We start from the raw sequence: 22,765 nt of genomic DNA, 5'->3' as shown, positions 1-22,765 counted from the left end.
ATGGACACGCTCACCTACTGGAACGGCACCTGGCACGAAGGCAACCCGGCGATCCTGGGCCCGCGCGACCATGCCTTCTGGCTGGGCTCCATGGTATTCGACGGCGGGCGCGCCTTCGAGGGCTGCGGCCCCGACCTCGACCTCCATGCGGAACGCGTCGTGCGGTCGGCACGGGCCATCGGACTGAACCCGAGCCTGACCCCCGGGGAGATCCTCAAGCTGATGCACGAGAGCGTGCGCCGCTTCGGCCCCAAGGCCGAGCTCTATGTCCGGCCGATGTTCTGGGCCGGCAAGGGCGGCGCCGGTCCGATCTCGGTCGATCCCGACTCCGCGCAGTTCCTGCTCTGCACCTATGTCTCGCCGATGCGCGCCGGCACGCCGCTGACCCTCGGCCTCTGCCGCTCGATCCGCCGGCCCGCGCCCGAGACGGCGCCGACCGACGCCAAGGCGAGCTGCCTCTATCCCAACTCCTCGCGCGGCGTCGCGGAGATGATGAAGCGCGGCTTCAACAACGGCGTCGTGCTCGATCCGCTGGGCAACGTGGCGGAGACTTGCAGCTCCAACATCTTCCTCGCCCGCAACGGCGTCGTCGCCACCCCGGTGCCGAACGGCAGCTTCCTGGCAGGCATTACGCGGCTGCGCACCATCAGGCTGCTGCGCTCGGCCGGCATCACGGTCGAGGAGCGGACCATCGCGCCGGCCGAACTGGACGATGCGGACGAGATCTTCACCACCGGCAATGCCGGCAAGGTCCAGCCGGTCAGCCGCTACGAAAGCCGCGACCTGCAGCCCGGTCCGATTGCCGCCCGCGCCCATGAACTCTATCTGGCCTTCGCGCGCACGCAGCGCGTGATCTGACGGGCCGCCGACCGGGCGCCACGCTTGCAGGACGGTCGCGAATCGATGACTGTCCGGCCATGAATTCCGAGCAGCGCGATTCCAGCTTCCTTGCCGGCGGCGGCGAGATGGGTGCGCTCATGCTGGCTCATGACTGGAAGGCGACGCCGCTCGGCGATCCCGCCGGCTGGCCGCAATCGCTCCGTACGGCGATCCGCCTGATGCTGAATTGCGGTCACCCGATTTACATCTTTTGGGGACCCGATCTCCTCTGCTTCTACAACGATGCCTACCGTCAATCGATCGGCCCTGAACGGCATCCGTCCTCGCTCGGCCAGCCCGGACGCACGGTCTGGGAGGAGATCTGGCCCATCATCGGACCCCAGATCGACCAGGTCATGGCGGGTCGCGGGGCCACCTGGCACGAGAACCACCTCGTGCCGATCACGCGCAACGGGCGGCGCGAGGACGTCTACTGGACCTACAGCTACAGCCCGATCGACGACGCCGACGCGCCCTACGGGGTGGGCGGCGTGCTGGTGGTGTGCAGCGAGACCACGCAGAAGGTGCTGAACGAGCAGCGGCTGATGCGGGAGATCGAGCGACAGCGCCGCATGTTCCAGAAGGCGCCGGGCTTCATCGCCGTGCTGACCGGCCCCGACCATGTCTATGAATATGTGAACGACGCCTATCTCGCGATCGCCGGCCAGCGCGACTTCATCGGTCGCAGCGTGCGCGAGGCGCTGCCCGAACTCGAGGGCCAGGGCTTCTACGAACTGCTCGACCGCGTCTACAGCACCGGCGAACGGTACGTCGCCCACGCGATGAAGGTCCGGCTCGCGACAGATGCCAGCACCCGGTACATCGATTTCGTCTACGAACCGATGCGCGACGAGGCGGGTGCCGTATACGGAATCTTCGTCAGCGGCCACGACATCACGGGGCGCCGGATTGCAGAGTTGCAGTCGCTCCTGAACGAGGAGTCGCTGCGTCTCACGACCGAGGCTGCAGAGATCGGTATCTGGGACGTCGATTTCGTCACCAACACGCTGACCTGGTCGCCGCGCACCAAGGCGATGTTCGGCTTCTCATCCGACGCGGTCTGCACGCTGGACGATTTCTACGCAGGCCTTCACCCCGAGGATCGCGAAGCCACGACCCGCGCCTTCCAAGCCGCGCTGGATCCGGCGGTCCGGGCCACCTACGACGTGCAGTACCGCACGATCGGGCACGACGACGGCGTCGTCCGCTGGATCGCGGCCAAGGGCAAGGGCCTGTTCGACGCCGCAGGCAACTGCTACCGCGCGGTCGGCACCGCGATCGACATCAGCGCCGCAAAGCTGGCCGACGCGCGCCACGCCTTCATGCTCGAACTCAGCGACGCCTTGCGCGGCAGCGACACCCATGCGGCTTTGAACGAGGCCTGCGCCCTGATGGGCCGGTTCTTCGGGGTGTCGCGCGTGGGCTACGGCCATCTCGACCCGGTCGAGGACATGTTCGACTACTCCGAGTGCTGGACGAACGGCCGCGCCCAGCCGCTTCTCGGCCGTGTTCCCGCGCACGCGTTCGGCGTCAAGATCGTGAACAGGCTCAGCGCAGGCGAGACGGTCGTGATCGCCGATCTGCTGAACGATCCGCTGAGCGACGAAGAGGAAACGCGCGCGACCGCGCGTGCCGTGGACACACGCGCCATCCTGGTCGTGCCGTTCCTGCGCGCCGGGCGCCTGCGGACCATCGTCTACCTCAATGACCGTCCGATCCGTCACTGGCGTCCCGACGAGGTCGCCTTCATGGAGGAAGTGGCCGAACGCACCCGCCAGGTGATCGAACGCGGCGAAGCCGAGGCGGCGTTGCGCGCCCTGAATGCCACGCTGGAGGCGCGGGTCGAGGCGCGTACGGCGGAACTGCGCGCGGCCGAGGAAGCCCTGCGACAGTCGCAGAAGATGGAGGCGATCGGCCAGCTCACCGGCGGCATTGCCCACGACTTCAACAATCTGCTGCAGGGCATCACCGGCAGTCTCGATTTGGTGCAGCGCCGCGTCGGTCAAGGTCGGCTGGGCGATCTCGACCGCTTCATCAGCGGTGCCATCGCCTCGGCCAATCGCGCCGCCGCCCTCACCCATCGCCTGCTGGCCTTCTCCCGGCGCCAGCCACTCGATCCGCGCCCGGTACAGGTCAATCCACTGGTGGGTTCGATGGAGGAGCTGCTGCGACGGACCTTGGGCGAACGAGTCGAACTCACCCTTGCACTGGCCGACGGGCTGTGGCTCACGCGCTGCGATGCCAACCAGCTCGAATCGGCCATCCTCAATCTGGCGATCAACGCACGCGACGCGATGCCGTCGGGCGGACGGCTGGTGATCGGCACGCAGAACCGCCACACCGGCGCTGCCGAGGCGGCTGCGCATGCCGACCGGCCGGCCGGCGATCATGTCGCCATCTCCGTGACCGATACCGGAACGGGCATGGATGCCGAGACGATCGCACGGGCCTTCGAGCCCTTCTTCACCACCAAGCCGATGGGCCAGGGTACCGGCCTCGGCCTCTCGATGATCTACGGATTCGCACGCCAGTCCGGCGGCTATGCCTGGATCGACAGCGCGCTGGGACGCGGTACGACCGTGCATCTCTGCCTGCCGCGCTTCGAGGGCGAGGCCGGCGCCGAGGAGACCGAAAGCGGCACCTCCGAGGATGCGACGATCGAGACCGGCGAGACCGTTCTGGTCGTCGAGGACGAGCCGGTCGTGCGTAATCTCGTCGTCGAGGTGCTGGGCGATCTCGGCTACCGCGCCATCGAGGCGGTCGACGGCCCCAGCGGCGTCGAGATCGTGCAGTCGGCACAGCGGATCGACCTGCTGATTACCGATGTCGGGCTGCCCGGACTGAACGGACGGCAGGTGGCGGACGCGGCTCGGGCGCTGCGTCCCGACCTGAAAGTGCTCTTCATGACCGGCTATGCGGAGAATGCCGCGCTGGTCTTCGGGGCGCTCGATACCGGCATGAGCGTGATCACCAAACCTTTCACCATGGATGCGCTGGCAACGCGCGTACGAGAGATCATCGAGGCTTAAGACTATGGACGAGCAGCGCGATTCGGTGGCCGAACTTCCCCTCGCCCGGTTCCTGGCACGCTGCCATGCGGAGTTCTCCAGGGACCGGAGCGGCGAGGTCGCCTCGTACATTCCCGAGCTCGCGCTCGCCGATCCGGCGCACTTCGGCATCGCCGTCACGACGGTCGACGGCTATGTCTACGAGATCGGCGACAGCACCGTGGAATTCACGATCCAGTCGATCTCCAAGGCGTTCGTTTTTGCCCTCGCGCTGGAAACGGTCGGCGCCGAGCGCGTCGAATCGATCGTCGGCGTCGAGCCGAGCGGCGATGCCTTCAACTCGATCCGGTTGGGCTCCGACAACCGGCCCTTCAACCCGATGGTCAATGCCGGCGCGATCGCCTGTACCGGGCTGATCTGCGAACGCGAGCAGGACGGCGCCTTCGACTGGCTGCTGCAGGCGCTGAGCCGCTTTGCCGGACGGCGCCTTGAGGTCGACGAGCCGACCTTCCGGTCCGAGCGCGAAACCGGCGACCGCAATCGCGCGATTGCATATCTGCTCCGCAACCACGGCGTCCTCCAAGGTGACGTCGACAAGGTGCTCGACGTCTACTTTCGCCAATGCGCGCTGCGGGTCTCGGCGCGGGACCTCTCCGTGATGGCGGCGACGCTGGCGCACAAGGGCCGCAATCCACTGACCGGCGAACAGGTGGTTTCCTCCTACGCCGTGGCCCGGACGCTTTCGGTGATGACCAGCTCGGGCATGTACGACTCCGCCGGCCGCTGGGTCTATCGCGTCGGCATCCCGGCCAAGAGCGGCGTCGGCGGCGGCATCGTGGCCTCCCTGCCATCGCAGCTCGGCCTCGGCACCTATTCACCCCTGATCGACGACCAGGGCAACAGCGTCCGCGGCCTGCGGACCTGCGAAGCCCTGTCGACGCACTTCGGGCTGCACATGCTGAACCGGGTCGGCGACGTGCGGACCTGCATCGCCGCCAGCTACGACGTCGGCAGCGTCTCGTCGCGGCGCAGCCGGCCGCCGCGCGAGCAGGCCATCCTGGAAGCGCACCATGGCGATGGCGCGATCCTCGAACTGACCGGCGCGCTCAGCTTCGGCAACATCGAGTATGTCTCGCGGCGCATCCGCAACCTGCGCGCCGGCCTGCGCTATCTCATTCTCGACTTCCGCCGCGTGCCGTCCGTCAGCGAGGCATCGCTGCGACTGCTCGCCGACGTCCTCGACGACCTCGCGCAAGCGCATGTCGAGGTGGTGTTCAGCGGCATTCCCCGCGGCACACCCATCGAGCAGTCGTTGTCCGAATGGCTGACCGACCGGCCCGCCGTGCGCAGCATCGGGCTGCTCGACGAAGCCATCGAGTGGGCCGAGGACCGCATCATCCACAGCGAGACCGGCGATCTCGAACTCGGCACGTCGACCGATCTTCATGAGCAGGAACTGCTGCGCGGATTGGACGACGACGAGCTGTGCGCACTCAAGGCTCTGCTGGTCCAGCGCGAATACAGGACCGGCGAACGGCTGATCTCGGCCGGTGAAACGGCCTCGTCGCTGATGTTCGTGATGAGCGGCATCGTGAGCGTCCGGCTGCAGAGCGGCGTGCGCCTCGCCACCCTGTCCGCCGGCATGGCGGTCGGCGAGATGGCCCTGCTCGAGACCGCGCGATCGGCGGACGTCTGGGCCGACACGAAGGTGGTCTGCCTCGACCTGGCGCTCGACGCTTTCGCCCGCTTCCGCGCCAGCCATGCGCGCGCCGGCGAGAAGATCATGGCCAACCTCGCCCGCCTGCTGGCCAAGCGCCTGATCGTCGCCAACAACAAGATCGAGGTCCTGGCGTCCTACTGAGGCGCCAGCGCCGCCGCCTCGGCCCGGATGCGGATCCACATCATCGCCGCGTTGAGGACGGTGAAGACGAGCCCAAAGGCCGTAAGGCCGAAGGCGAGAGGCAGGACGAGGATTTCGCCGGCCACCACCCAGTAGTTCGGGTGCGAGACGAAGCGATAGGGCCCGCGCCTCACCAGAGGCTCGCCCGGCAGGACGACGATGCGCGTGGTCCAACGGCCGCCAAGCGACGCGATCACCCAGACCCGGGCCAGCTGAAGGACGACGAAGACGCCGAGCCACACGAGGTTTACCTCCTGCCCGGCGGGCGCCCGAAGAACGGCGAAGTACCAAAGGCCCAGCAGCCAAGCCGCGTGCATGGCCACGATCAGCGGATAGTGCGCCGCTCCCGCCTCGCGCCCGCCGCGGGCCAGCAGCCGCTTCGTATTGCGGCGCGCCAGCACCAGTTCCCCCAGGCGCTGCGCCGTGACCAACGCCAGGATGATGGCGGCCCAGCTCATCGCCGCGCGCTCACGCCGCGCGGACCAGCGACAGGCAGCTGCAGGTGAAGCCGGGCCCCAGCGCCGTCAGCACGGTGCGCCTCGGGAGCCCGCCGGCCAGCAGCCGCTCCAGCACGAAGAGCACGGTGGGAGCCGACATGTTGCCATACTGGCGCAGCACCTCCCGCTCGTGATCGAGCGTACCGGGCGCGAGGCGCAACGTGGTCTCCAGCGCCGTGATCACCTTGGCGCCGCCCGGATGGCAGGCAAAGCGGTCGATCGATTCCCGCGCCACTCCGAGACGCGCCAGGATGCCCTCGACCGCCGGCCCGACCTGCTGCTCGGCGAAGGGCGGGATGGAGCGGTCGAACACGACGCCGAGCCCGGTCGGGTCGACCTTCCAGCCCATGATGTCGAGCGTGTCCGGCCACAGATGTTCGCCAGCGCCTTCGATCCGCGCGAGACCGGCTTCGTCCGCGCCGGCGCGCACCACGCAGGCCGCCGCGCCGTCGCCGAACAGGGCGGTCGCGACCATGTTGGCCGGCGTCAGCTGGTCCATGCGAAAGGCCGCGGTACAGATCTCGATTGCCACGAACAGGACGGTCGAACCCGGCCGCGCGGACGCGAGGCGTCCGGCGAGCGCCAGCCCCGAGACGCCACCCGCGCAGCCCAGGCCGAACACCGGCACGCGCTCTACGTCGGGGCGGAACCCCATGCGGCGCGCCGCGCGCGCTTCGAGGCTGGGCGTGGCGACACCGGTCGACGAGATGGTGACGATCGTGTCGACATCGGACGCGGCACATCCCGCTTCCGCGAGCGCCCGGGTGGCGGCCTCGACGAACAGGTCGTGCGCGCCCGCGAGGTAGGCCGCATTGCGCTCCGGCCAGCCCAGCGTCGAGAGATACCAGTCGAGCGGCATCACCGTGTGCCGCGCCTCGATGCCCGAGGTGGTGAAGACCGGCGCCATCCGCTCGAAGGCAGCATAGCGGTGCGCGAAGATCCCGCGCGCGGCTTCGGCGGCCTCCGTCTGGAGCAGCCGGTGCGGCGGCAGAGCGTGGGCGACGGACAGCAGGGAGACGGGAGGGGGCAATGGATGATCCTTCGCCGCATAACACCCCGGCTGCGAGAAGGTTCAAAGTCACGTTTTCCTGACACCGGGCCGCGCGGGCGTCGTTCAGCGGCCCGGGCAATCCCTGCAGAAACATCATGCCTGCGGCGGTGAAAAGCGAAGGTTCCGCCCGGGGACGGGCTTGCCTGCGCCCTCTGCCGAATCGATGCTGCGGCAAAAGTGGAACCAAGCAACCCCCATGGGAGGGCGCCATGGCCGCCTCATATGACTTGATCGTGCGCAATGGCACGGTGATCGACGGCACAGGCAGCGAGCCGCGCGACGCCGACGTGGCCATCGAAAACGGTAGGATCGCCGCCGTGGGCCGCATCGACGGCAGCGGCCGAGAGGAGATCGACGCTCGCGGCCTCACGGTGACACCCGGGTTCGTCGACATCCACACGCACTATGACGGCCAGGTCACCTGGGACGATCGCTTCTCCCCGTCCTCCGGGCACGGCGTGACCACGGTGCTGATGGGTAATTGCGGCGTCGGCTTCGCACCCTGCCGGCCCGAAGACCGCGACACGCTGATGAACGTCATGGAAGGCGTCGAGGACATTCCCGAGCTGGTCATGCGCGAGGGCGTGCCGTGGAACTGGCAGAGCTTTCCCGACTATCTCGACGCCCTGTCGAAGCGGCAGTGCGACATCGACTTCGCGACCCAAGTGCCGCATGCCCCGCTGCGCGTCTTCGTGATGGGTAAGCGCGGCGTCGATCGGGAGCCGGCCAACGCGGCGGACATGGCCGAGATGTCGAGACTCGTCCAGGAAGGGTTGGAGGCCGGCGCGCTGGGTTTCTCGACCTCCCGCTCGCTGTTCCATCGCACGCCCGACGGCGCCCTGACGCCGACCATCACCGCGGGCGAGGAAGAGCTCGCCGCGATCGCGCGCGGCATGCGCCGGGCCGGCAAGGGCGTGATCCAGCTCCTCGACGATTTCGCGGATACCACGGCCGAGGGCGCCACCGAGTTCGCCATGCTGCGCCGACTGGTCGAACTCTCGGGACGGCCCCTCTCCTTCACCCTGCTCGACATCTCGCTCTACCCGGGCCGCTGGCAGACGCTGCTGCGGGAAATCGAGCGCGCCCATTGCGACGGGCTGCCGATCCGCGGCCAGGTCGCGGCGCGTCCGGTGGCCGTCCTCTACGGGCTCGAGCTTTCCTTCCATCCGTTCTCGACCTGCCCCAGCTATCGTGAGGTCGAAGGCCTGCCGCTCGAGGCCAAGCTCGCAAAGCTGCGCGATCCGGCGATGAAGGCGAAGCTGCTGCAGGAGCAGCCCTCCTACCGCAACCCGCAGATGCTGGCCTTCATGCGCAGCGTCGCCAACATGTTCGTACTGGGCGATCCGCCCGACTACACGCCGCCCGCCGACCGGCGGCTCGATGCCCGCGCCGCGGCGCTCGGCATCACGCCGCTCGAACTCGCCTACGACCTGCTGGTGAGCGGCGACGGGCGCACCATCCTGTTCCATCCCGGCGCCAACTACACCGACTGTTCCGACGCCAACATGGCGAGCATGTTGCGCCACGAGCATACGGTGATGGCGCTGGGCGACGGCGGCGCGCATTATGGGCTGATTTGCGACGCGAGCTATACGACGCACGCGCTGACCTACTGGACACGCGACCGCAAGGGCGAGCGCTGGCCGCTGCCCTGGGCGATCCACCAGCTCACCGACGTGCCGGCGCGCGCAGTCTGCCTCGGCGATCGCGGCCGGCTGCAAGTCGGCTACAAGGCCGATCTCAACGTGATCGATCTCGACCGGCTGAAAGTCTCCGCGCCGCATCCGGTCCACAATCTGCCGGGCGGCGGCCGCCGCCTGGAACAGAAGGCCGAGGGCTACCGCGCCACGATCGTCGGCGGTGAGGTGACCTATCGCGATGGCGAATTCACCGGTGCCCGCCCGGGACGCCTGGTGCGCGGTGCTCGTTAGGAGTGGTGGCTTTCATTCTCCTCTCCCCCGCCAGGGGAAGGGAGAATGAGAAGAGAACGCGTTAGCGAAGCGCGAACCCCTCGTATCCGTTGGCCGCGATCTCCTCGCACTTCTGGCGATACTTGGGCGCGCCGCCGGCATAGGCCATGAAGGTGCGCTTGAGGCGGCCGGGCACGTTCTTGTTCACGCCGGTCATCCAGGAATCGACCTTGGTGAGCAGCAGCCGCGATCCGGTGTCGTAGACGTGGGCGGTCCAGGCCGATTCCGCTTCGGGCGTCGCCTCGATGCGGCTGAGACCCTTGTCGCGCATGTAGGCGAGCAGGTCGGACACGAACTCGACGTTCTGCTCGATGCAGCGCGGCAGGTTGCAGAAGGTCGCCGCATTGTGCGGGCCGACCAGCGTCAGCATGTTGGGGAAGCCCGCTACGTTTAGGCCCAGATAGGTGTGCGGCCCGTCGGCCCATTTGTCGCGCAGCTTCGCGCCGTTTCGGCCCTGGAAGTCGATGCGGTCGAAAGCGCCGGTGATGGCATCGAAGCCGGTCGCGTAGATGATCATGTCGAATTCGTAGTCTTGGCCGCCGACGCGCAGGCCCGTCTCGGTGACCCGCTCGATCGGCGTCTCGCGGATGTCGACCAGCTTCACGTTGGGCTGGTTGTAGACCTCGAAGTAGCCGCTCTCGAGCGGGACGCGCCGCGTGCCGTAGCCGTGGTTGGTCGGGATCAGCTTGTCGGCGATCTTCTGGTCCTTCACGCGGGCGCGGATCTTCTTGATCACGAATTCCGTCAGCGCGTCGTTGGCCGCCTGGTCCATCAGCACGTCGCGGAAATTGCCCTGCCAGAAGGCGAAACCAGGCGTGTTGTAGAGCTTTTCGAAGAAAGCCTCGCGCTCCTCCGGCGTCACGTCGGTCGAATGGCGGGGATCGGCGGTGTGGACGAAGCAGCCCCAGTTCTCGCGGCACTGGGCGAAGATCTGGTCGTAGCGCGAGCGGATGTCGGCCATCGTCTCGGGCTCGATCTTCGAGTTGCGCAGCGGCGTGCACCAGTTGGGCGTGCGCTGGAACACCGTGAGATGCCCCACCGTCTTGGCGATCTCGGTGATGGCCTGCACGCCCGAGGCGCCGGTGCCGATCACCGCGACGCGCTTGCCCTCGAAGCTCACGGGATGATGCGGCCACAGGCCGGTATGCCAGGACTCGCCCTTGAAATCCTCGATGCCGGGAATGGTCGGCATGGTCGGCGACGACAGCGGTCCGATCGCGGTGATGAGGAATCGCGCTCGGGCACGGCCCCCGGTCTCGAACGTCACTTCCCATTCGTTGGCGGCGTCATCCCAGTGCGCAGCCTTCACGCGGGTGTTGAAGGTGATGTCGCGGCGCAGGTCGAACTTGTCGGCCAGGAACTCGCAGTAGCGCAGGTTCTCGGGCTGGCCGGAAAAGTGCTCCTTCCAGTCCCATTCCTTCAGCACTTCCGGCGAGAAGGAGAAGCCGTAGGTCCAGCTCTCCGAATCGAAGCGGGCGCCGGGATAGCGGTTCCAGTACCAGGTCCCGCCGACGCCGCCGCCCGCCTCGTAGACCCGCGCCTTGAAGCCCATCTGCCTGAGCTTCAGGAGCTGGTACATGCCCGACAGCCCGGCGCCGATCACGATCGCGTCCCAATGCTCGACAGCGTCCCGGAACTCGCGCGGCGCCGCCGCTTCAGCCGTAATGCTCATGGCTTCCTCACCTGATTTTGGCGGCAGTATAGCGCGGACGGCGGGACCGCCTAGCGCGCCCGGACGGTTCTTACTGCAGCCGTTTCGCAGAGCCGTAGAGGTTGGCGAGCCGCGCGATCAGGAAGGCGACGTACATGACGCCCAGCACCTGCTCGATCACGATCAGCGAGCGCGCCATCGGCGTCGCCGGCGTGATCTCGCCGAAACCGGTCGAGGTCAGCACCGTGAAGGAGAAATACATCAGGTCCGACCAGTTGAGCTTGCCGCCCGGTCCATGCGCGATCGTGGCGGTGAAGGCATTGGGCTGGAACACCTGCAGGAAGCCGAACAGGCTGGCGAACGACAGGGCGATCAGGATGTAGGCCGCCACCGCCCCGAACACCTTGTCGGTGGTGATCGGCCGCCGGTCGAGGACGTAGCGCAACAGGGCGATGGTGATCGCCCCGATGAACAGCGCCGTCGCCCCCAGCGCGATCGGACGCAGGCCGCTGTAGCCCAGGCGGTCGGCGATGAGGGCATCGACGGTGATGAAACCGAACACCCCCAGCCCCCAGAGGACCGGCCGCTCGAGGCGCAGCGCCCAGACTGCCAGGACGAGCACCACGAACAGCGCCAGACCCAGCACCGAACCGCCGATCGCCGAACTCGCCAGAAGCGGATTCAGCAGCGTGAAGAAGCAGAGCGCCGACACCAAGGCGCTGCAGCGATTGCGCCGCACGTAGGCGATGCGGCGCAGCATTCGACGTCTGGTCATGCAGGCATGGGCTCCCGCCCCTGTTCTCCCCGATCTTCGCCCGGCAAGGTGCAGGGCGCGGCAACCAAACGCAGAGAGCCGGCGTTCCTCTGCCAGATGGAGGAATTTATCATGTTCCGCAGGATCTTGGCTTCCCTAGGCCTGCTCGTGTTGGTCCTGACGGCCTGCGACCAGCAGGTGCTGATCGCCGGTCCTACCAAGGATCCGGGCCACTATGAGGTCGTGGGGCTGGTGGCCGAATGATTGCGGGGACCTAGCCCCGCGAAAGCGTCCCGAGGACGCCGACCACCAGTCCCAACACCAGCAGGCCGACACACGCCATCATCGCGATCTGCGCCCGCTTGAAATGATGATGGTGTTCCGCCGTCAGCTCATGCGGCTTAAACCGCCGGCTGAAATGGCCGAAATGCCAGATCGCGCCAAGCGCCGCGAAGATGCCGAGCAGCCAGAACGGCGCGAACAGCATCCAGATTTCCACGTCGGTACCCAAGAATATCCCCCTCAAACGGACTCTCTCTTAGGCCGGATCGGCTAGCGCGCAAACCACGGATTGAAGGGAGAGCGACGCCAGCGCCGGTCGTCGAAAAGCGCCAGGAAAAGTTGGGCGAACATCTGGCCCAACCGCGGATCCTCGGGGCTGGCGGCCTGCGTCCAGGCCGTGGTCTGCGACAGAGCGAGATCGTTGCGGCAATAGATGCCGAAGACATAGACCCGGCCGGCCGGGCGCGGCTCCGCCGGCTTCTTGAGAAAAATCTGGCCGGCGCAGACGCGCGCGGCAGTGAGGTCGTTTGCTGGATCGAACACCAGGACCAGCCGGTAGTCGGGACGCATCTCCTCCGGCGGCTGCTGGTAGGTGAAAGTGAGCGCCGGGCGCGGCTTGTTGGCCTGCATCACCGGCAGCATCCGCTGCTTGGCCTCCTCGGCCGGCATCTGCGGGAAGGGATTGCCCGCCACGATCACCCTGAAGAAGCGGCCGTCGGTCGCCGCCCAGAACTCGGAGAAATCGTATTCGGGCGCATAGTCGAAACCGCCCACGGTCTGCGCCCGGCCGGCCGGGAGGCCGCCCAGCAGCATCATGGTCACGAGGAGAACACACCGGAGGACGGGCATTTGTGGGAGCTTTGCGCACGACGAAGGCGTTTGTGTGCCCGTCGAACGGGCCCCACCGGGATTGCGTTCCGAGCCGCAACTGGAGCTGAACAGATGATGAAAGTGGTTGTCGTTTCCGTCCTCGCGCTCTCGCTCGCCGCCTGCGGCGACACCTGGGGCCAGCGCGCTGTCACGGGTGGCGGCATCGGCGCGGGCACGGGCGCCCTGGTCGGGGCGCTGACGCCGATCGGCCTGTTGCCGGGCGCCCTGGTGGGCGGTGCGGTCGGCGCCGGCGTGGGCGCGGCGACGACGCCGCGGCGCTGAGCCGGACTCGTTCCGGGTGGCGTCAGCGCAAGCGGACGCGCCGATGCTCTGCGAGCTCGGCCGGCCGTTCGCCTGTCATCGCCGCCCGGGCAAGCTTGAAGAGCTGCACGGCCTTGTTGGACTTAACGTCCCAATACTCTGCTTCGGCCACGAGGACGGCGACCAGAGCCAGGTCGGGATCGTCTACGCCGCCAGGGAACCAAGCCCCGGCGGCCGGGCTCCAGAGTTCCCTCGCCTTGCCCGGGTCGTCGATCACGCGCGCGGAACCGCTCACCGACACGTAGCAGTCCGAATCGGGCTTCGCGTAGGAGACGTTGACGTCCGGCGACCTCGAGAGGTCGGCCACCGGTTGGCTCGAGCGGGACATGAAGAACCAGATGACACCGCCCCGATCGGCCTCGCCGTTCTGGGTCGTCATCGGCCGCGCATAGAGCCGTCCGTCGGCGCCGCGCACGGTCAACATGCCGAAGCGGATGTCCTCGATCATGTCCCACAGGTTGCTGGTATCGACGGTCTGCGCGGTCATGGGGGTCACTCCTTGCCTCGTGTTCGGGACACAACGACCTAGCCGGATGGCAGTTCCGCACGGGCCATGAAGGCTCTAGGCTTTCGGCATGAAAATCTGCCTCTACGGCGCCGGCTCGATCGGCGGAATCATTGGAGCGCACCTCGCCCGGGTGAAGGGCGTCGAGGTGAGCCTGATCGCACGCGGCGCCCATCTCGACGCGATCCGCCGGAACGGGCTGCGGCTGATCTCGCCGCACGAGGACTTCACCGTGAGGGTGAACGCGACCGACGATCCGGCACAGCTCGGGCCGCAGGACGTCGTGTTCATCACCCTGAAGACGCACCAGTACCTCGCCGTGCTCGACAAGGTGACGCCGCTGCTGGGGCCGGTGACGACACTGATCCCTCCCACGACCGGCGCGCCTTACTGGTTCTTCCACAAACTGGCCGGCCCCTTCGAGGGCAGCCGGCTGAAGCGCATGGACCCCGGTGGCCGGCAATGGTCGACATTCGGGCCGGAGCGGGCCTTGGGCTGCGCCTATTGGGCCGGCGGCGTCGTGCCCGAGCCGGGCGTGGCGCATCTCGAAAACGAGGTCTGCTACCTGCCGCTCGGCGAGCCGGACGGATCGACATCAGCGCGCGTCACGGCGCTCAGCGCGGCGATGACGGAAGCCGGCCTCAAGGCACCGGTGAAGTCCGACATCCGCGCGGAGATCTGGAGCAAGATGATCAATAGCCTGACGTGGAACCCCATCGCGGTCCTGACGCTCGCCGACAATGGCAGCATCGGCCGCAGCCCCGGCGCCGTCGACATCGCCCGCCGCATGATGACGGAGGCCGAGGCGGTGGCCGCGAAGTTCGGCGCGACCATGGCGACGCCGATGGAGAAGCGCATCGAGTTCACCATCGGCCTGGGCGATCACAAGATGTCGATGCTGACCGACCTCCAGGCCGGCAAGCCGCTCGAGATCGACGCGCTGGCCGATTCGATCGCCGACCTCGGCGAGCTCGCCGGCGTGACGACGCCCACCATCGACATGATGCTGTCGCTGCTGAAACTACGAGCCTCTTCGTAGCAGTGCGCCTCGCCCGTGGCGCGCTCCGTGGCTACCAGCTTTCCTTCCACGGCCTGATATCCATCTCGAACGTCCACGCGCTGCGCTTCTGGCAATGGAGCTGCCAGTAGGTCTCGGCGATGTCGTCGGGATTGAGGATCGCGTCGGGCCCGGCATTGTAGCGGTCGGGGAAGTTGGTCTTGATCCATTCGGTGTCGATGGCGCCATCGACGATGACGTGCGCCACATGGATATTCTGCGGCCCCAATTCGCGCGCCATCGACTGCGCCAGCGCCCGCACCGCATGCTTGCCTCCGGCGAAGGCCGAGAAGCCGCGGCCGCCACGGATCGAGGCGGTGGCGCCGGTGAAGATCATGGTGCCGCGTTCGCGTGGCACCATCGCCTTGGCGGCCTCGCGCGCCGTCAGGAAACCAGCGAAGGCCGTCATCTCCCAGACCTTGCGATAGACGCGCGGGGTCGTGTCGCGGATGTCGAAGCGGACGTTGCCGCCGATGTTGAAGACGAAGACCTCGATCTCGCCGATCTGGGTCTCGATCTGCCGGAACAGGGCCTCGACCTGCGCCTCGTCGCGGGCGTCGGAGCCGAACGGATGGACCTTGCCGCCCTCCTCCACGATACGTGCCACAAGCGACTGCAGCTTGTCGGCGCTGCGGCGCGTCACGACGGCGGTGTAGCCCTCACGCGCGAAGCGGCGGGCGATCGCACCACCCGTCGCATCGCCCGCACCGATCACGACGCAGACCTTTTCCTTCGCCATCGCCCATCTCCCTTGTCCCCGCAATCTGTCGGCCACCGACGGCGGGCTCAAGGGAGATTAAGTCATGCTCCCCTGAGCCGGAGATCATTCCGCCGGCATGGCATGGGCGCGGCGCAGTTCGGCGGTGGTGAGGCCCGCGCCATCGGGACGCCACCCCGGCGGCCCGAACAGGAACATCCAGGCCTCGCGCATCGACTTCGCCGCGGCGAGATCCTTCGCAAGGCCGATCCACGGGCCGAAGTTCAGCACCAGCGGGTTGTGCGAGGACACGGAAGGCGACACCAGGCCGAAGTCGCACTTCACCGCCTCGCGTTCGGCCACATAGGTCCCGAACAGGCGATCGAACACGATCAGCACGCCGCCGAAGTTGGCGTCGAGATACTCCGGATTTCGCGCGTGGTGAACGCGATGGGCCGAGGGCGTGTTCAGCACGTACTCCAGCCAGCCGAGCTTCGGGATCCAGTCGGCGTGGATCCAGAACTGATAGAGGAGATTGAGGAACAGGGCCGTCAGGACCGTCTGCGGCGTGAAGCCCAGCAGCACCAATGGTGCGAAGAAGAGCGAGGTGCCGGTGAAGCGGCCGATCCAGCCCAGCCGGTAGGCGGCGGCGAAGTTGAACTGGTTCGGCGAGTGGTGCACCGAATGCGAGGACCAGAACCAGCGCACCGTGTGGCTGGCGCGATGGAACCAGTAATAGAAGAATTCCAGCCCGACGAAGAGCAGCAGCACCGACCAGATGCTGTCGAGCGACTGGGTGAACAGCCGGTGCTCATACAGCCAGTCGAGCCAGGGCGCGGCCAGCGTATAGGGAATGAATGCGAGCAGACGCCGACCGGCGAGATCGGCGATCGAGCAGGCCCAGGATTTCCAGTCATAGGCTTCGGCGCGGGTCCGCGACTGCCAGATGCCTTCGACCAGCGCCGCGGCCAGCACCAGCGGCAGGATGACGAGATAGAGAGTGGCGAGTGACTGCACGACAGCCTCCGTGTTTGCTGTCGTCTAATATATGAGCGATGCTCATGTTTCCTTACTCGCCTTCCCAAGCCCGGTCCCGCCATGGTCGTCCGTCGCCAACCCCCTGAATCCAAACGAAGAATGCCGCGCCAGGCCCGCGCCACGCAGACCGTGGCCTCCATCGTCGAGGCGGCGGCTCAGATTCTTGAGAAGGGCGGCCTGGCCGCGTTCACCACCAACGCGGTGGCCGAACGGGCGGGTGTCAGCATCGGCACGCTCTACCAGTACTTCGGTGACAAGAACGCGCTCGTGATGGCTTTGGCACGCCGGGAGATGGAGGCCGCTCTCGCCGACGTCGCCCGGGCGCTACAGGGCGAGGTCGATCCCTCCGTCGAGGGCCGCATCCGCGCGATGGTGCGGACCATCGTCCACGCGTTTCGCGGCCGGCAACGGGCACGCAAGGCCGTGATCCAGGCGATCCTGTCCCAGGACGGCGGGATCTCGCTGATGGCGCCTGTCGCGTCCTTCATCGCCCGCACCGGTGAAACGGTTGGGCGGTTCCCCAACTCGCTGCTGGGCCCCCTCACCCGCGAGCAGGTTTTCGTGGTCTCGCGATCCCTGATGGGCGTCGTTCGCGCCGCGGTGCTCGAGGAGCAGCCGTTCCTCGCCAGCCGCGACTTCGAGGACGAGATCGTACGATTGATCGTCGCCTATCTCGACGCGATCAGGGCCGATCCCGATCAGCGTCGAACCATAGCTTGAGCCGGTCGAGTAAGGCGAACAGGACCTGCTGATCCTTCTCGGACCAGTCGCCGAAGGCGCGCGCCAGCCCCGGCGTCAGGACGGCCACGGCGGCGCGATGCTTGGCGAGGCCCGCCGGCGTAAGGACGAGCAGCTTGGACCGGCCGTCGCCGGCGTGGACGCGCTCGCGCAGCCAACCCTTGGCCACCAGTTTCTGCACATTCTTGGTCACGCCCGGCTGCGGTTGCTGCAGAGCGCGGGCGATGCCGGTCACCGTCCTGGCCTCCTCGGGCCGGCGGCTGAAATGGTTGAGCAGCACGAACAGCGGCAGCGGCAGCCCGAGCGGCTTCAGCAATCGGTTGCCCTCGGTGGTGGTCAACTGATCGATGATGGCGATCCAGTTGATGATGCGGAAAGGAAGCGGCGGTTCGGTCACACCGTCACGAAACTCTTCAGTGCCCGACGGGGTGACGGGCCAGGGTCACCAGCATAGCCCAAACGGAAGAACATCTGCAGCGTCGCGCCCGTTGGGATTCCGGTTTCCCTCTGAATGGCCGCCCGCAGTTCATTCATTTCGGGATATTCTTGGAGCGTCTGGCTGTGCGGTTGCATCGCGACGCCAAGCGCGGTGGCCGCCAACTGCAGGCGGACATAGGCGCGACCGACCGCGATCTGGGTGGCGCGCGTGTTGTCGCTGCTGGCGATCCAGCCAAAGGCGCGGGCGCTGGCGTAGCCGGACAGGGCATAGTCGCGGCCGCCGTTCCAGGCCATCGTTCCCGGCGTCATGGCCTTCTCCGGCGTCATCTGCCCGGCATTGCGCAGCGCCCAGATCATGGGCCCCTTGAGGGAGATGCCGTCGCGGTGGGCGGCGATCTCGGCGGCGCCGATTCGCGCCACGGCGATACTTTCCTTGTGGGTCCGCGCCGTGTTCATTTCCAGTTCCGAGCCCGCGATGGCCAGTGCGCGCAGCCGGTCGACCTTGCCTGCTTCATCCGCGATCGAGAGGGGCAACACCGCCGCGCGATAGCCAGCGAGCAGCGCCGCCTTGTGGGCAGGATCGAGCGCGCGGGCCTCGAACCGGCCCTTGACGGTGCGTCGCCGGGGCACTTCGGCGAACAGCGGATCGATCGCCGCGTCCGGCTGCCTCGTGAACACGACCCGCGCGACCGGCCTGGCCAGCGTCCAGCTCCCGTCGGGAAAAAGCTCGACCTCGGCACGATATCCCTCGGCCGCAGCGGCCATCGCCAGGATCTCGAGAAAGCAGCCATGGCCAATCAGGATCTGGCGCGAGAACGGATCGGTTTCGGGCAGGAGCCGCGCGGCATCGACATGGAGCAGGATCGTGCCGGGACGAGAGAGATCGACGGTCCAGGACTGCAGATTGTGAGGATTGGGCGCCAGCAGCGCCCAGGCGAGCGCCCGCCGGCGCGGATCGTCCTCCTCGGGGCCGGGGCCGCGCCATCCTTCGATGGCCGCCGCCGGCATCGCGTCGAGCCGCGGTACTGCGACGGCAGCCCCTGCAGCGAACACGAGGCCGCCCCCCAGGATACGGAGAAACGTCTTTCGCGAGATGGCCATTGCACCCTCCATAACATTCTGAGGAATGTATTTATATTCCCGTGAATGTTTATGGCAAGCCAAAAGCATTCCTGAGCATATTTCTCTATGGGATCCGGGCCGCCGGCTCCGCAGCGTCCGTTCGCCGGTCCCGAGCCGCCATGCGCGCATATTCGGCGACCTCGTCCTGCCATTCCTGGCGCTGCGAATCGGCCGAGCTCGCCGTCCGCCTCCCGGAGAAGTCGAGATGGACCCCGCTCTCCTGCGGAAACAGGCGACCCGTCAGCAGTCGTGCATAGGTCGCGGCCGAGCGGCGCGGCGTACTGGAGCCGGGGATCGCCCGCGCCACGACCGGCAGGATCGTCGACCAGGCCCAGCGTTCGAGGGCGGAGCGGTCGCGCGCGAGCCCCGTGCCCGGCATCAGGCCGGGATCGTAGGCGAACCAGCGCGGGCCGCCCGGCACCGTACTGCGGGCGCGGGCATAGACATGCAGGATGGCGACCAGCTTGGACGTGGCATAGCGATCCATCCCCTGCTGCTTCTCCGACGCGTTGGCATCGAGATCCCCGCGCGCCACCCGGTCGATCCCGCGATAGAGCCCGCCCCGGAATCCGAACAGTCGGGCGGTCCCGCTGGCCGGATCGTGCGTCCCGCTTGCGGTGAAGACGACCGGCGCACCGGGCGCGAGAGCGGGCAGCAGCCGTTCGACCAGCACCGCATGCCCCAGCCAGTTCGCCTGCAGGGTCTCTTCGTAGCCGTCGACCGTCAGGCGCCGGCCTCCCGGGATCTGGACCCCGGCATTGGCCGCCAGCGAGGCCAGGCGGCCGCCGGCGAGACGGGTCATGACCGCGTCGGCGAAGGCGACCGTCGAGGCCAGCGAGGCGAGGTCGAGCGGCAGGATCTCGAGGCGCTCTCCTCGGGCGAGCCCGCGAAGCGCGGTCGCCTCCGCCGGCCGGCGCGCGCCGACGACGACCTGGCTTTCCGGGTCGTCGAGTAGAAAGCGCACCAGTTCGAGGCCGATCCCCGAGGTGCCTCCGGTGACGAGATGGATGGCGGTCATGTCTTTGACTCCGGCTGACGTCCATTGAAAATGGAAACCCGCCCGCCGACCGTCCATTCGCATCGGAGCCATGCCGTGCCGGCTGCCCTGAAACCGCGCAAGAAGCCCACTCAAACGCGCTCGACCGTGACGGTGGACGCCATCGTCGAGGCGACTATTCGCATTCTGCGACAGGACGGATGGGCCGGATGCACGACCACGCGGATCGCGGCGCTGGCCGGCGTCTCGGTCGGTTCGCTCTACCAGTACTTCCCCAACCGCAATGCCATCGCCGTCGAGATCGTCCGCCAGCGCACCCGGGCCTATCTGGCCGCTGTCATCGACGCCGACCTGTCAGACGCCGGAACGCCGGAGGAGACGATCGACGCCGCCATCGCGGCCTTCGTCGTCGAGAAGCGCAAGGGCCTCGACGTCTCGTTCGCCCTTCGCGACGCCTTGCCCGAAGTGCAGGGACGCCAGGCGATCATCGAGGAAGCACGCAGGTTCGTCCCCGCCCTCCAGGCCAAGCTCGAGGCCGCCGGCGCGAGGATCGCCGACCCGATGCAGCTTGCCGTGGCGCTCGCCGCCGTCGAAGGCGCCGTCTGGGAGATGATGGCCCAGGACGAGGCCGCGATCGGAAGACCGGAAGCAATCACCGCCCTGTCCCGGGTGTTCCGGGCCGCGGCGGGCGTCAGCCCAGCGGCAGGGGGACGTTGAGCAGAACGCCGAACTCGCGCGCGAGGTCGCAGCTCACGCGCGCATGAACCTTGCCCTGCTTGTCGAAGAAGCGGCCGGTCTCATTTACCGGGAACACCCCCTCGTGCCAGATGCCGGGGTGGATGTAGATGCCGACGCTGCCGTCCGACCAGAAGGCCTTGAAGGTCTCTGGCTTGAGATCGTCGCCCGGCAGCGCCACCGGCACGACGAACGGCTTGCCGTCGAGCGGCCAGAACAGCTGGCCTCCGTCCGGATGATAGTTGCAATGCCAGAGGAGTACGCGGCCCCGGCTCAGCTTCACGCCGGGCTGGGCCTTCTCGGGAAGATCGCGGAAGCCGATGACATAGTGGCCGCCGACCGCCTCGTTGCGGCCGATTAGCTCGTTGCCGCGCCATTCGCAGGTGAAGATGCCCTCGGTCGTGCCGCCTTCGATGCCGGTGCCGGCATCGAGCTTGCGCGAGCCGTTGAGCGGCCAGGGCACGATCTCGATCTTCTGCTTCTTCGGGTCGCGCACGACCTCGCCGTATCCCTTGATCGTGTCGCGGTTGGCGCGGATCAGCGGAACGTCGAGCAGCCGCAGTCCGGGCGGGATATCGGGATTGAGGTAGTCGAAGACGACGCCGTCACTCATGTCGCAATCCTACGCTGCCTTGCCCAGATCCTCGCCGGCCAGCGCACGCTCGATCAGCCTCACGACGTTGTCGCGGCCGTAGAGCTTGATGAAGGCGCCCATGCGCGGCCCCTGCTCGCTGCCGAGCAGCACCTCGTAGAGTGTCTTGAACCACTGGCGCAGTTCTTCCTTGGCGAAGTGCCGCTTGCCGGCCTCGTAGACCTCGTCCTGGATGACTTCGGCCGTCGCGTCCTCGGGACACCTGCGCAGCGTCTCGAGCAGGTCTTCCAGCGCCGGGCGTTCGCGATCCGTGGGCAGGCGGAACTTCTTCGAGGACTTCACGAAGTCCTGGTAGTAGGCAACCGCGCCGGCCAGTAGCCGGTCGAGATAGGGCGCATTCTCGGGCGTCGCACCGGGCACGTAGCGCCGCAGGTATTGCCAGAGGACGTCCTTGTCCTCGGTGTTGGCGACGCCCGCGAGATTCAGCAGCATGCCGAAGGTGACGCCGGCCGCGGAGTTGGCGGGCGCCGTGCCGTCGTGGATGTGCCAGGCCGGATTCTCCAGCGCGCGCGCCGGCTCCTCCTTCGGCAACTTCTCGACCAGCGACAGATAGTCGTCGATGGCACGCGGGATCACGTCGAAATGCAGCCGCTTCGCACGCCGCGGCTGCTGGTGCATGTAGAGCGCCAGCGATTCGGGCGAGGCGTAGCGCAGCCATTCCTCGACCGAGAGACCGTTGCCCTTCGACTTGGAGATCTTCTTGCCTTCCTCGTCGAGGAAGAGCTCGTAGTTGAAGCCCTCCGGCGGCCTGCCGCCCAGGATGCGCACGATCTTCGCCGAGAGTTCGGCCGAAGGGATCAGGTCCTTGCCGTACATCTCGTAGTCGACGTCGAGCGCGAACCAGCGGCCGGCCCAGTCGGCCTTCCACTGCAGCTTGACGTTGCCGCCGGTGACCGGCGTCTCGACCATCGAGCCGTCCTCGTCGCGATAGACGATCGTGCCGGCATCGGCGTCGGTCTTGATCACCGGGACCTGCAGAACGCGCCCGGTCTTCTGCGAGATCGGCAGAAAGATCGAGTAGGTCGCGCGGCGCTCCTCGCCGAGCGTCGGCAGCATCACCGCCTGCACCTCGTCGTAGTGGCGCAGCATGGCGAGCAGCATCGTGTCGAAGCGACCGGACTTGTACCAGTCGGTCGCCGACTGGAACTCGTACTCGAAACCGAAGGAATCGAGGAAGGCACGCAGACGCGCGTTGTTTGCCGCGCCGAAACTCGGATGCTCGTTGCTGAACGGATCGGGCACCACGGTCAGCGGCTTGCCGAGATGAGCCGCCAGCATCTCCTTGTTCGGCACGTTGTCCGGCACCTTGCGCAGGCCGTCCATGTCGTCGGAAAAGCAGAACAGCCGCGCCGGCACGTCGGACAGGCGCCGGAACGCCTGCCGCACCATCGTCGTGCGCACGACCTCGCCGAACGTGCCGATATGGGGCAGGCCCGACGGGCCGTAGCCGGTCTCGAACAGCACATAGCCCTTCGCCGGCGCTTTGCCGCCGATGCGGGCGACGAGCTTGCGGGCTTCTTCAAACGGCCACGCGCGCGCGGCCTCGGCAAGGGAGCGATCGATTTGGGACATGGATCGGCGAAACTAAGTGCGAGGGCCAATT

The 22,765-nt window shown here is 67.4% G+C and carries 23 protein-coding genes; 9 read left to right on the top strand and 14 right to left on the bottom strand.

All coding sequences use genetic code 11. The features are described 5' to 3' along the window. The 3 genes from LJ725_RS21910 to glsA are packed head-to-tail and all read left to right on the top strand — an operon-like array spanning position 1 to position 5,748. The gene (locus tag LJ725_RS21910; protein WP_230553050.1) at positions 1-858 is read left to right on the top strand and encodes a branched-chain amino acid aminotransferase; all 858 of its coding nucleotides are present in this window, start codon (positions 1-3) and stop codon (positions 856-858) included. A 59-nt stretch (positions 859-917) separates the two neighbouring features. Then, entirely contained in the window at positions 918-3,908 is a 2,991-nt protein-coding gene (locus LJ725_RS21905; protein WP_230553048.1) for a GAF domain-containing hybrid sensor histidine kinase/response regulator, read from the top strand. Positions 3,909-3,912: 4 nt separating this feature from the next. Further along, complete coding sequence (glsA, locus tag LJ725_RS21900; protein ID WP_230553047.1) at positions 3,913-5,748, top strand: glutaminase A; 1,836 nt, start codon at positions 3,913-3,915, stop codon at positions 5,746-5,748. Here glsA and LJ725_RS21895 read toward each other — a convergent pair. Further along, positions 5,742-6,245 (bottom strand): isoprenylcysteine carboxyl methyltransferase family protein, encoded by a 504-nt coding sequence (locus LJ725_RS21895; protein ID WP_230553046.1) that lies wholly within the window; start codon positions 6,243-6,245, stop codon positions 5,742-5,744. The genes glsA and LJ725_RS21895 overlap by 7 nt on opposite strands. A gap of 10 nt (positions 6,246-6,255) precedes the next feature. After that, entirely contained in the window at positions 6,256-7,314 is a 1,059-nt protein-coding gene (locus tag LJ725_RS21890; RefSeq protein WP_230553045.1) for a type III polyketide synthase, read from the bottom strand. A 230-nt stretch (positions 7,315-7,544) separates the two neighbouring features. Between LJ725_RS21890 and LJ725_RS21885 the strand changes: the two genes are divergently transcribed. After that, positions 7,545-9,266: an N-acyl-D-amino-acid deacylase family protein gene (locus LJ725_RS21885; protein WP_230553044.1), complete on the top strand. Its 1,722-nt coding sequence runs from the start codon at positions 7,545-7,547 to the stop codon at positions 9,264-9,266. A gap of 61 nt (positions 9,267-9,327) precedes the next feature. Here the strand turns inward: LJ725_RS21885 and LJ725_RS21880 are convergent, their stop codons facing one another. Both LJ725_RS21880 and LJ725_RS21875 read right to left on the bottom strand, forming a co-directional pair. Then, positions 9,328-10,977 (bottom strand): flavin-containing monooxygenase, encoded by a 1,650-nt coding sequence (locus tag LJ725_RS21880; RefSeq protein WP_230553043.1) that lies wholly within the window; start codon positions 10,975-10,977, stop codon positions 9,328-9,330. A 70-nt stretch (positions 10,978-11,047) separates the two neighbouring features. Next, positions 11,048-11,731: a potassium channel family protein gene (locus LJ725_RS21875; protein ID WP_230553042.1), complete on the bottom strand. Its 684-nt coding sequence runs from the start codon at positions 11,729-11,731 to the stop codon at positions 11,048-11,050. 111 nt (positions 11,732-11,842) lie between these two features. Between LJ725_RS21875 and LJ725_RS29015 the strand changes: the two genes are divergently transcribed. Next, a complete protein-coding gene (locus LJ725_RS29015; RefSeq protein ID WP_268990802.1) occupies positions 11,843-11,974 on the top strand; it encodes a hypothetical protein in 132 nt (43 codons plus the stop codon). Positions 11,975-11,984: 10 nt separating this feature from the next. On the opposite strand, the gene LJ725_RS21870 is transcribed toward LJ725_RS29015, so the two are convergent. Beyond that, positions 11,985-12,197: a hypothetical protein gene (locus LJ725_RS21870; protein WP_230553040.1), complete on the bottom strand. Its 213-nt coding sequence runs from the start codon at positions 12,195-12,197 to the stop codon at positions 11,985-11,987. Between the two features lie 65 nt (positions 12,198-12,262). Then, the gene (locus LJ725_RS21865) at positions 12,263-12,841 is read right to left on the bottom strand and encodes a hypothetical protein (RefSeq protein ID WP_230553039.1); all 579 of its coding nucleotides are present in this window, start codon (positions 12,839-12,841) and stop codon (positions 12,263-12,265) included. 93 nt (positions 12,842-12,934) lie between these two features. Between LJ725_RS21865 and LJ725_RS21860 the strand changes: the two genes are divergently transcribed. Beyond that, positions 12,935-13,144 (top strand): bacteriocin, encoded by a 210-nt coding sequence (locus LJ725_RS21860; RefSeq protein WP_230553038.1) that lies wholly within the window; start codon positions 12,935-12,937, stop codon positions 13,142-13,144. 22 nt (positions 13,145-13,166) lie between these two features. Here the strand turns inward: LJ725_RS21860 and LJ725_RS21855 are convergent, their stop codons facing one another. Then, complete coding sequence (locus tag LJ725_RS21855; RefSeq protein ID WP_230553037.1) at positions 13,167-13,670, bottom strand: pyridoxamine 5'-phosphate oxidase family protein; 504 nt, start codon at positions 13,668-13,670, stop codon at positions 13,167-13,169. A gap of 88 nt (positions 13,671-13,758) precedes the next feature. On the opposite strand from LJ725_RS21855, the gene LJ725_RS21850 reads away from it, so the two are divergent. After that, on the top strand, positions 13,759-14,727 hold the full coding sequence (locus tag LJ725_RS21850) for a ketopantoate reductase family protein (protein WP_230553036.1): 969 nt from the start codon (positions 13,759-13,761) through the stop codon (positions 14,725-14,727). A 31-nt stretch (positions 14,728-14,758) separates the two neighbouring features. Here the strand turns inward: LJ725_RS21850 and LJ725_RS21845 are convergent, their stop codons facing one another. Beyond that, positions 14,759-15,484, bottom strand: a complete 726-nt coding sequence (locus LJ725_RS21845) for an SDR family oxidoreductase (protein ID WP_230553035.1) — start codon at positions 15,482-15,484, stop codon at positions 14,759-14,761. Between the two features lie 84 nt (positions 15,485-15,568). Further along, positions 15,569-16,459: a sterol desaturase family protein gene (locus LJ725_RS21840; protein WP_230553034.1), complete on the bottom strand. Its 891-nt coding sequence runs from the start codon at positions 16,457-16,459 to the stop codon at positions 15,569-15,571. 120 nt (positions 16,460-16,579) lie between these two features. Between LJ725_RS21840 and LJ725_RS21835 the strand changes: the two genes are divergently transcribed. Next, on the top strand, positions 16,580-17,200 hold the full coding sequence (locus tag LJ725_RS21835; protein ID WP_230553033.1) for a TetR/AcrR family transcriptional regulator: 621 nt from the start codon (positions 16,580-16,582) through the stop codon (positions 17,198-17,200). Here LJ725_RS21835 and LJ725_RS21830 read toward each other — a convergent pair. The 3 genes from LJ725_RS21830 to LJ725_RS21820 all read right to left on the bottom strand — a co-directional run bounded on the left by LJ725_RS21830 (position 17,163) and on the right by LJ725_RS21820 (position 19,796). Further along, complete coding sequence (locus LJ725_RS21830) at positions 17,163-17,615, bottom strand: MarR family winged helix-turn-helix transcriptional regulator (protein WP_230553032.1); 453 nt, start codon at positions 17,613-17,615, stop codon at positions 17,163-17,165. The genes LJ725_RS21835 and LJ725_RS21830 overlap by 38 nt on opposite strands. Beyond that, the gene (locus tag LJ725_RS21825; protein ID WP_230553030.1) at positions 17,612-18,757 is read right to left on the bottom strand and encodes an Acg family FMN-binding oxidoreductase; all 1,146 of its coding nucleotides are present in this window, start codon (positions 18,755-18,757) and stop codon (positions 17,612-17,614) included. Before LJ725_RS21825 ends, LJ725_RS21830 begins: the two co-directional genes overlap by 4 nt. Positions 18,758-18,842: 85 nt before the next feature. Further along, positions 18,843-19,796: an SDR family NAD(P)-dependent oxidoreductase gene (locus LJ725_RS21820; protein WP_230553028.1), complete on the bottom strand. Its 954-nt coding sequence runs from the start codon at positions 19,794-19,796 to the stop codon at positions 18,843-18,845. A 75-nt stretch (positions 19,797-19,871) separates the two neighbouring features. Between LJ725_RS21820 and LJ725_RS21815 the strand changes: the two genes are divergently transcribed. Further along, the gene (locus LJ725_RS21815) at positions 19,872-20,492 is read left to right on the top strand and encodes a TetR/AcrR family transcriptional regulator (protein WP_230553026.1); all 621 of its coding nucleotides are present in this window, start codon (positions 19,872-19,874) and stop codon (positions 20,490-20,492) included. On the opposite strand, the gene LJ725_RS21810 is transcribed toward LJ725_RS21815, so the two are convergent. Beyond that, complete coding sequence (locus LJ725_RS21810) at positions 20,467-21,123, bottom strand: ureidoglycolate lyase (protein WP_230553024.1); 657 nt, start codon at positions 21,121-21,123, stop codon at positions 20,467-20,469. The genes LJ725_RS21815 and LJ725_RS21810 overlap by 26 nt on opposite strands. A gap of 9 nt (positions 21,124-21,132) precedes the next feature. Beyond that, positions 21,133-22,734: a lysine--tRNA ligase gene (locus LJ725_RS21805; RefSeq protein ID WP_230553022.1), complete on the bottom strand. Its 1,602-nt coding sequence runs from the start codon at positions 22,732-22,734 to the stop codon at positions 21,133-21,135. Positions 22,735-22,765 lie beyond the last annotated feature (31 nt).

The sequence above is a fragment of the Reyranella aquatilis genome (assembly GCF_020880995.1).
Classification (GTDB): domain Bacteria; phylum Pseudomonadota; class Alphaproteobacteria; order Reyranellales; family Reyranellaceae; genus Reyranella; species Reyranella aquatilis.
Note: the sequence above shows the minus strand (reverse complement) of the source record. Positions and strands in the feature narration are given on the sequence as shown.

Coding starts and splice junctions, on each gene's coding strand:
- LJ725_RS21910 (WP_230553050.1), top strand. CDS start 1: ATGGACACGCTCACCTACTGGAACGGCACCTGGCACGAAGGCAACCCG.
- LJ725_RS21905 (WP_230553048.1), top strand. CDS start 918: ATGAATTCCGAGCAGCGCGATTCCAGCTTCCTTGCCGGCGGCGGCGAG.
- glsA (WP_230553047.1), top strand. CDS start 3,913: ATGGACGAGCAGCGCGATTCGGTGGCCGAACTTCCCCTCGCCCGGTTC.
- LJ725_RS21895 (WP_230553046.1), bottom strand. CDS start 6,245: ATGAGCTGGGCCGCCATCATCCTGGCGTTGGTCACGGCGCAGCGCCTG.
- LJ725_RS21885 (WP_230553044.1), top strand. CDS start 7,545: ATGGCCGCCTCATATGACTTGATCGTGCGCAATGGCACGGTGATCGAC.
- LJ725_RS21880 (WP_230553043.1), bottom strand. CDS start 10,977: ATGAGCATTACGGCTGAAGCGGCGGCGCCGCGCGAGTTCCGGGACGCT.
- LJ725_RS21875 (WP_230553042.1), bottom strand. CDS start 11,731: ATGACCAGACGTCGAATGCTGCGCCGCATCGCCTACGTGCGGCGCAAT.
- LJ725_RS29015 (WP_268990802.1), top strand. CDS start 11,843: ATGTTCCGCAGGATCTTGGCTTCCCTAGGCCTGCTCGTGTTGGTCCTG.
- LJ725_RS21870 (WP_230553040.1), bottom strand. CDS start 12,197: ATGCTGTTCGCGCCGTTCTGGCTGCTCGGCATCTTCGCGGCGCTTGGC.
- LJ725_RS21865 (WP_230553039.1), bottom strand. CDS start 12,841: ATGCCCGTCCTCCGGTGTGTTCTCCTCGTGACCATGATGCTGCTGGGC.
- LJ725_RS21860 (WP_230553038.1), top strand. CDS start 12,935: ATGATGAAAGTGGTTGTCGTTTCCGTCCTCGCGCTCTCGCTCGCCGCC.
- LJ725_RS21855 (WP_230553037.1), bottom strand. CDS start 13,670: ATGACCGCGCAGACCGTCGATACCAGCAACCTGTGGGACATGATCGAG.
- LJ725_RS21850 (WP_230553036.1), top strand. CDS start 13,759: ATGAAAATCTGCCTCTACGGCGCCGGCTCGATCGGCGGAATCATTGGA.
- LJ725_RS21845 (WP_230553035.1), bottom strand. CDS start 15,484: ATGGCGAAGGAAAAGGTCTGCGTCGTGATCGGTGCGGGCGATGCGACG.
- LJ725_RS21835 (WP_230553033.1), top strand. CDS start 16,580: ATGCCGCGCCAGGCCCGCGCCACGCAGACCGTGGCCTCCATCGTCGAG.
- LJ725_RS21825 (WP_230553030.1), bottom strand. CDS start 18,757: ATGGCCATCTCGCGAAAGACGTTTCTCCGTATCCTGGGGGGCGGCCTC.
- LJ725_RS21820 (WP_230553028.1), bottom strand. CDS start 19,796: ATGACCGCCATCCATCTCGTCACCGGAGGCACCTCGGGGATCGGCCTC.
- LJ725_RS21810 (WP_230553024.1), bottom strand. CDS start 21,123: ATGAGTGACGGCGTCGTCTTCGACTACCTCAATCCCGATATCCCGCCC.
- LJ725_RS21805 (WP_230553022.1), bottom strand. CDS start 22,734: ATGTCCCAAATCGATCGCTCCCTTGCCGAGGCCGCGCGCGCGTGGCCG.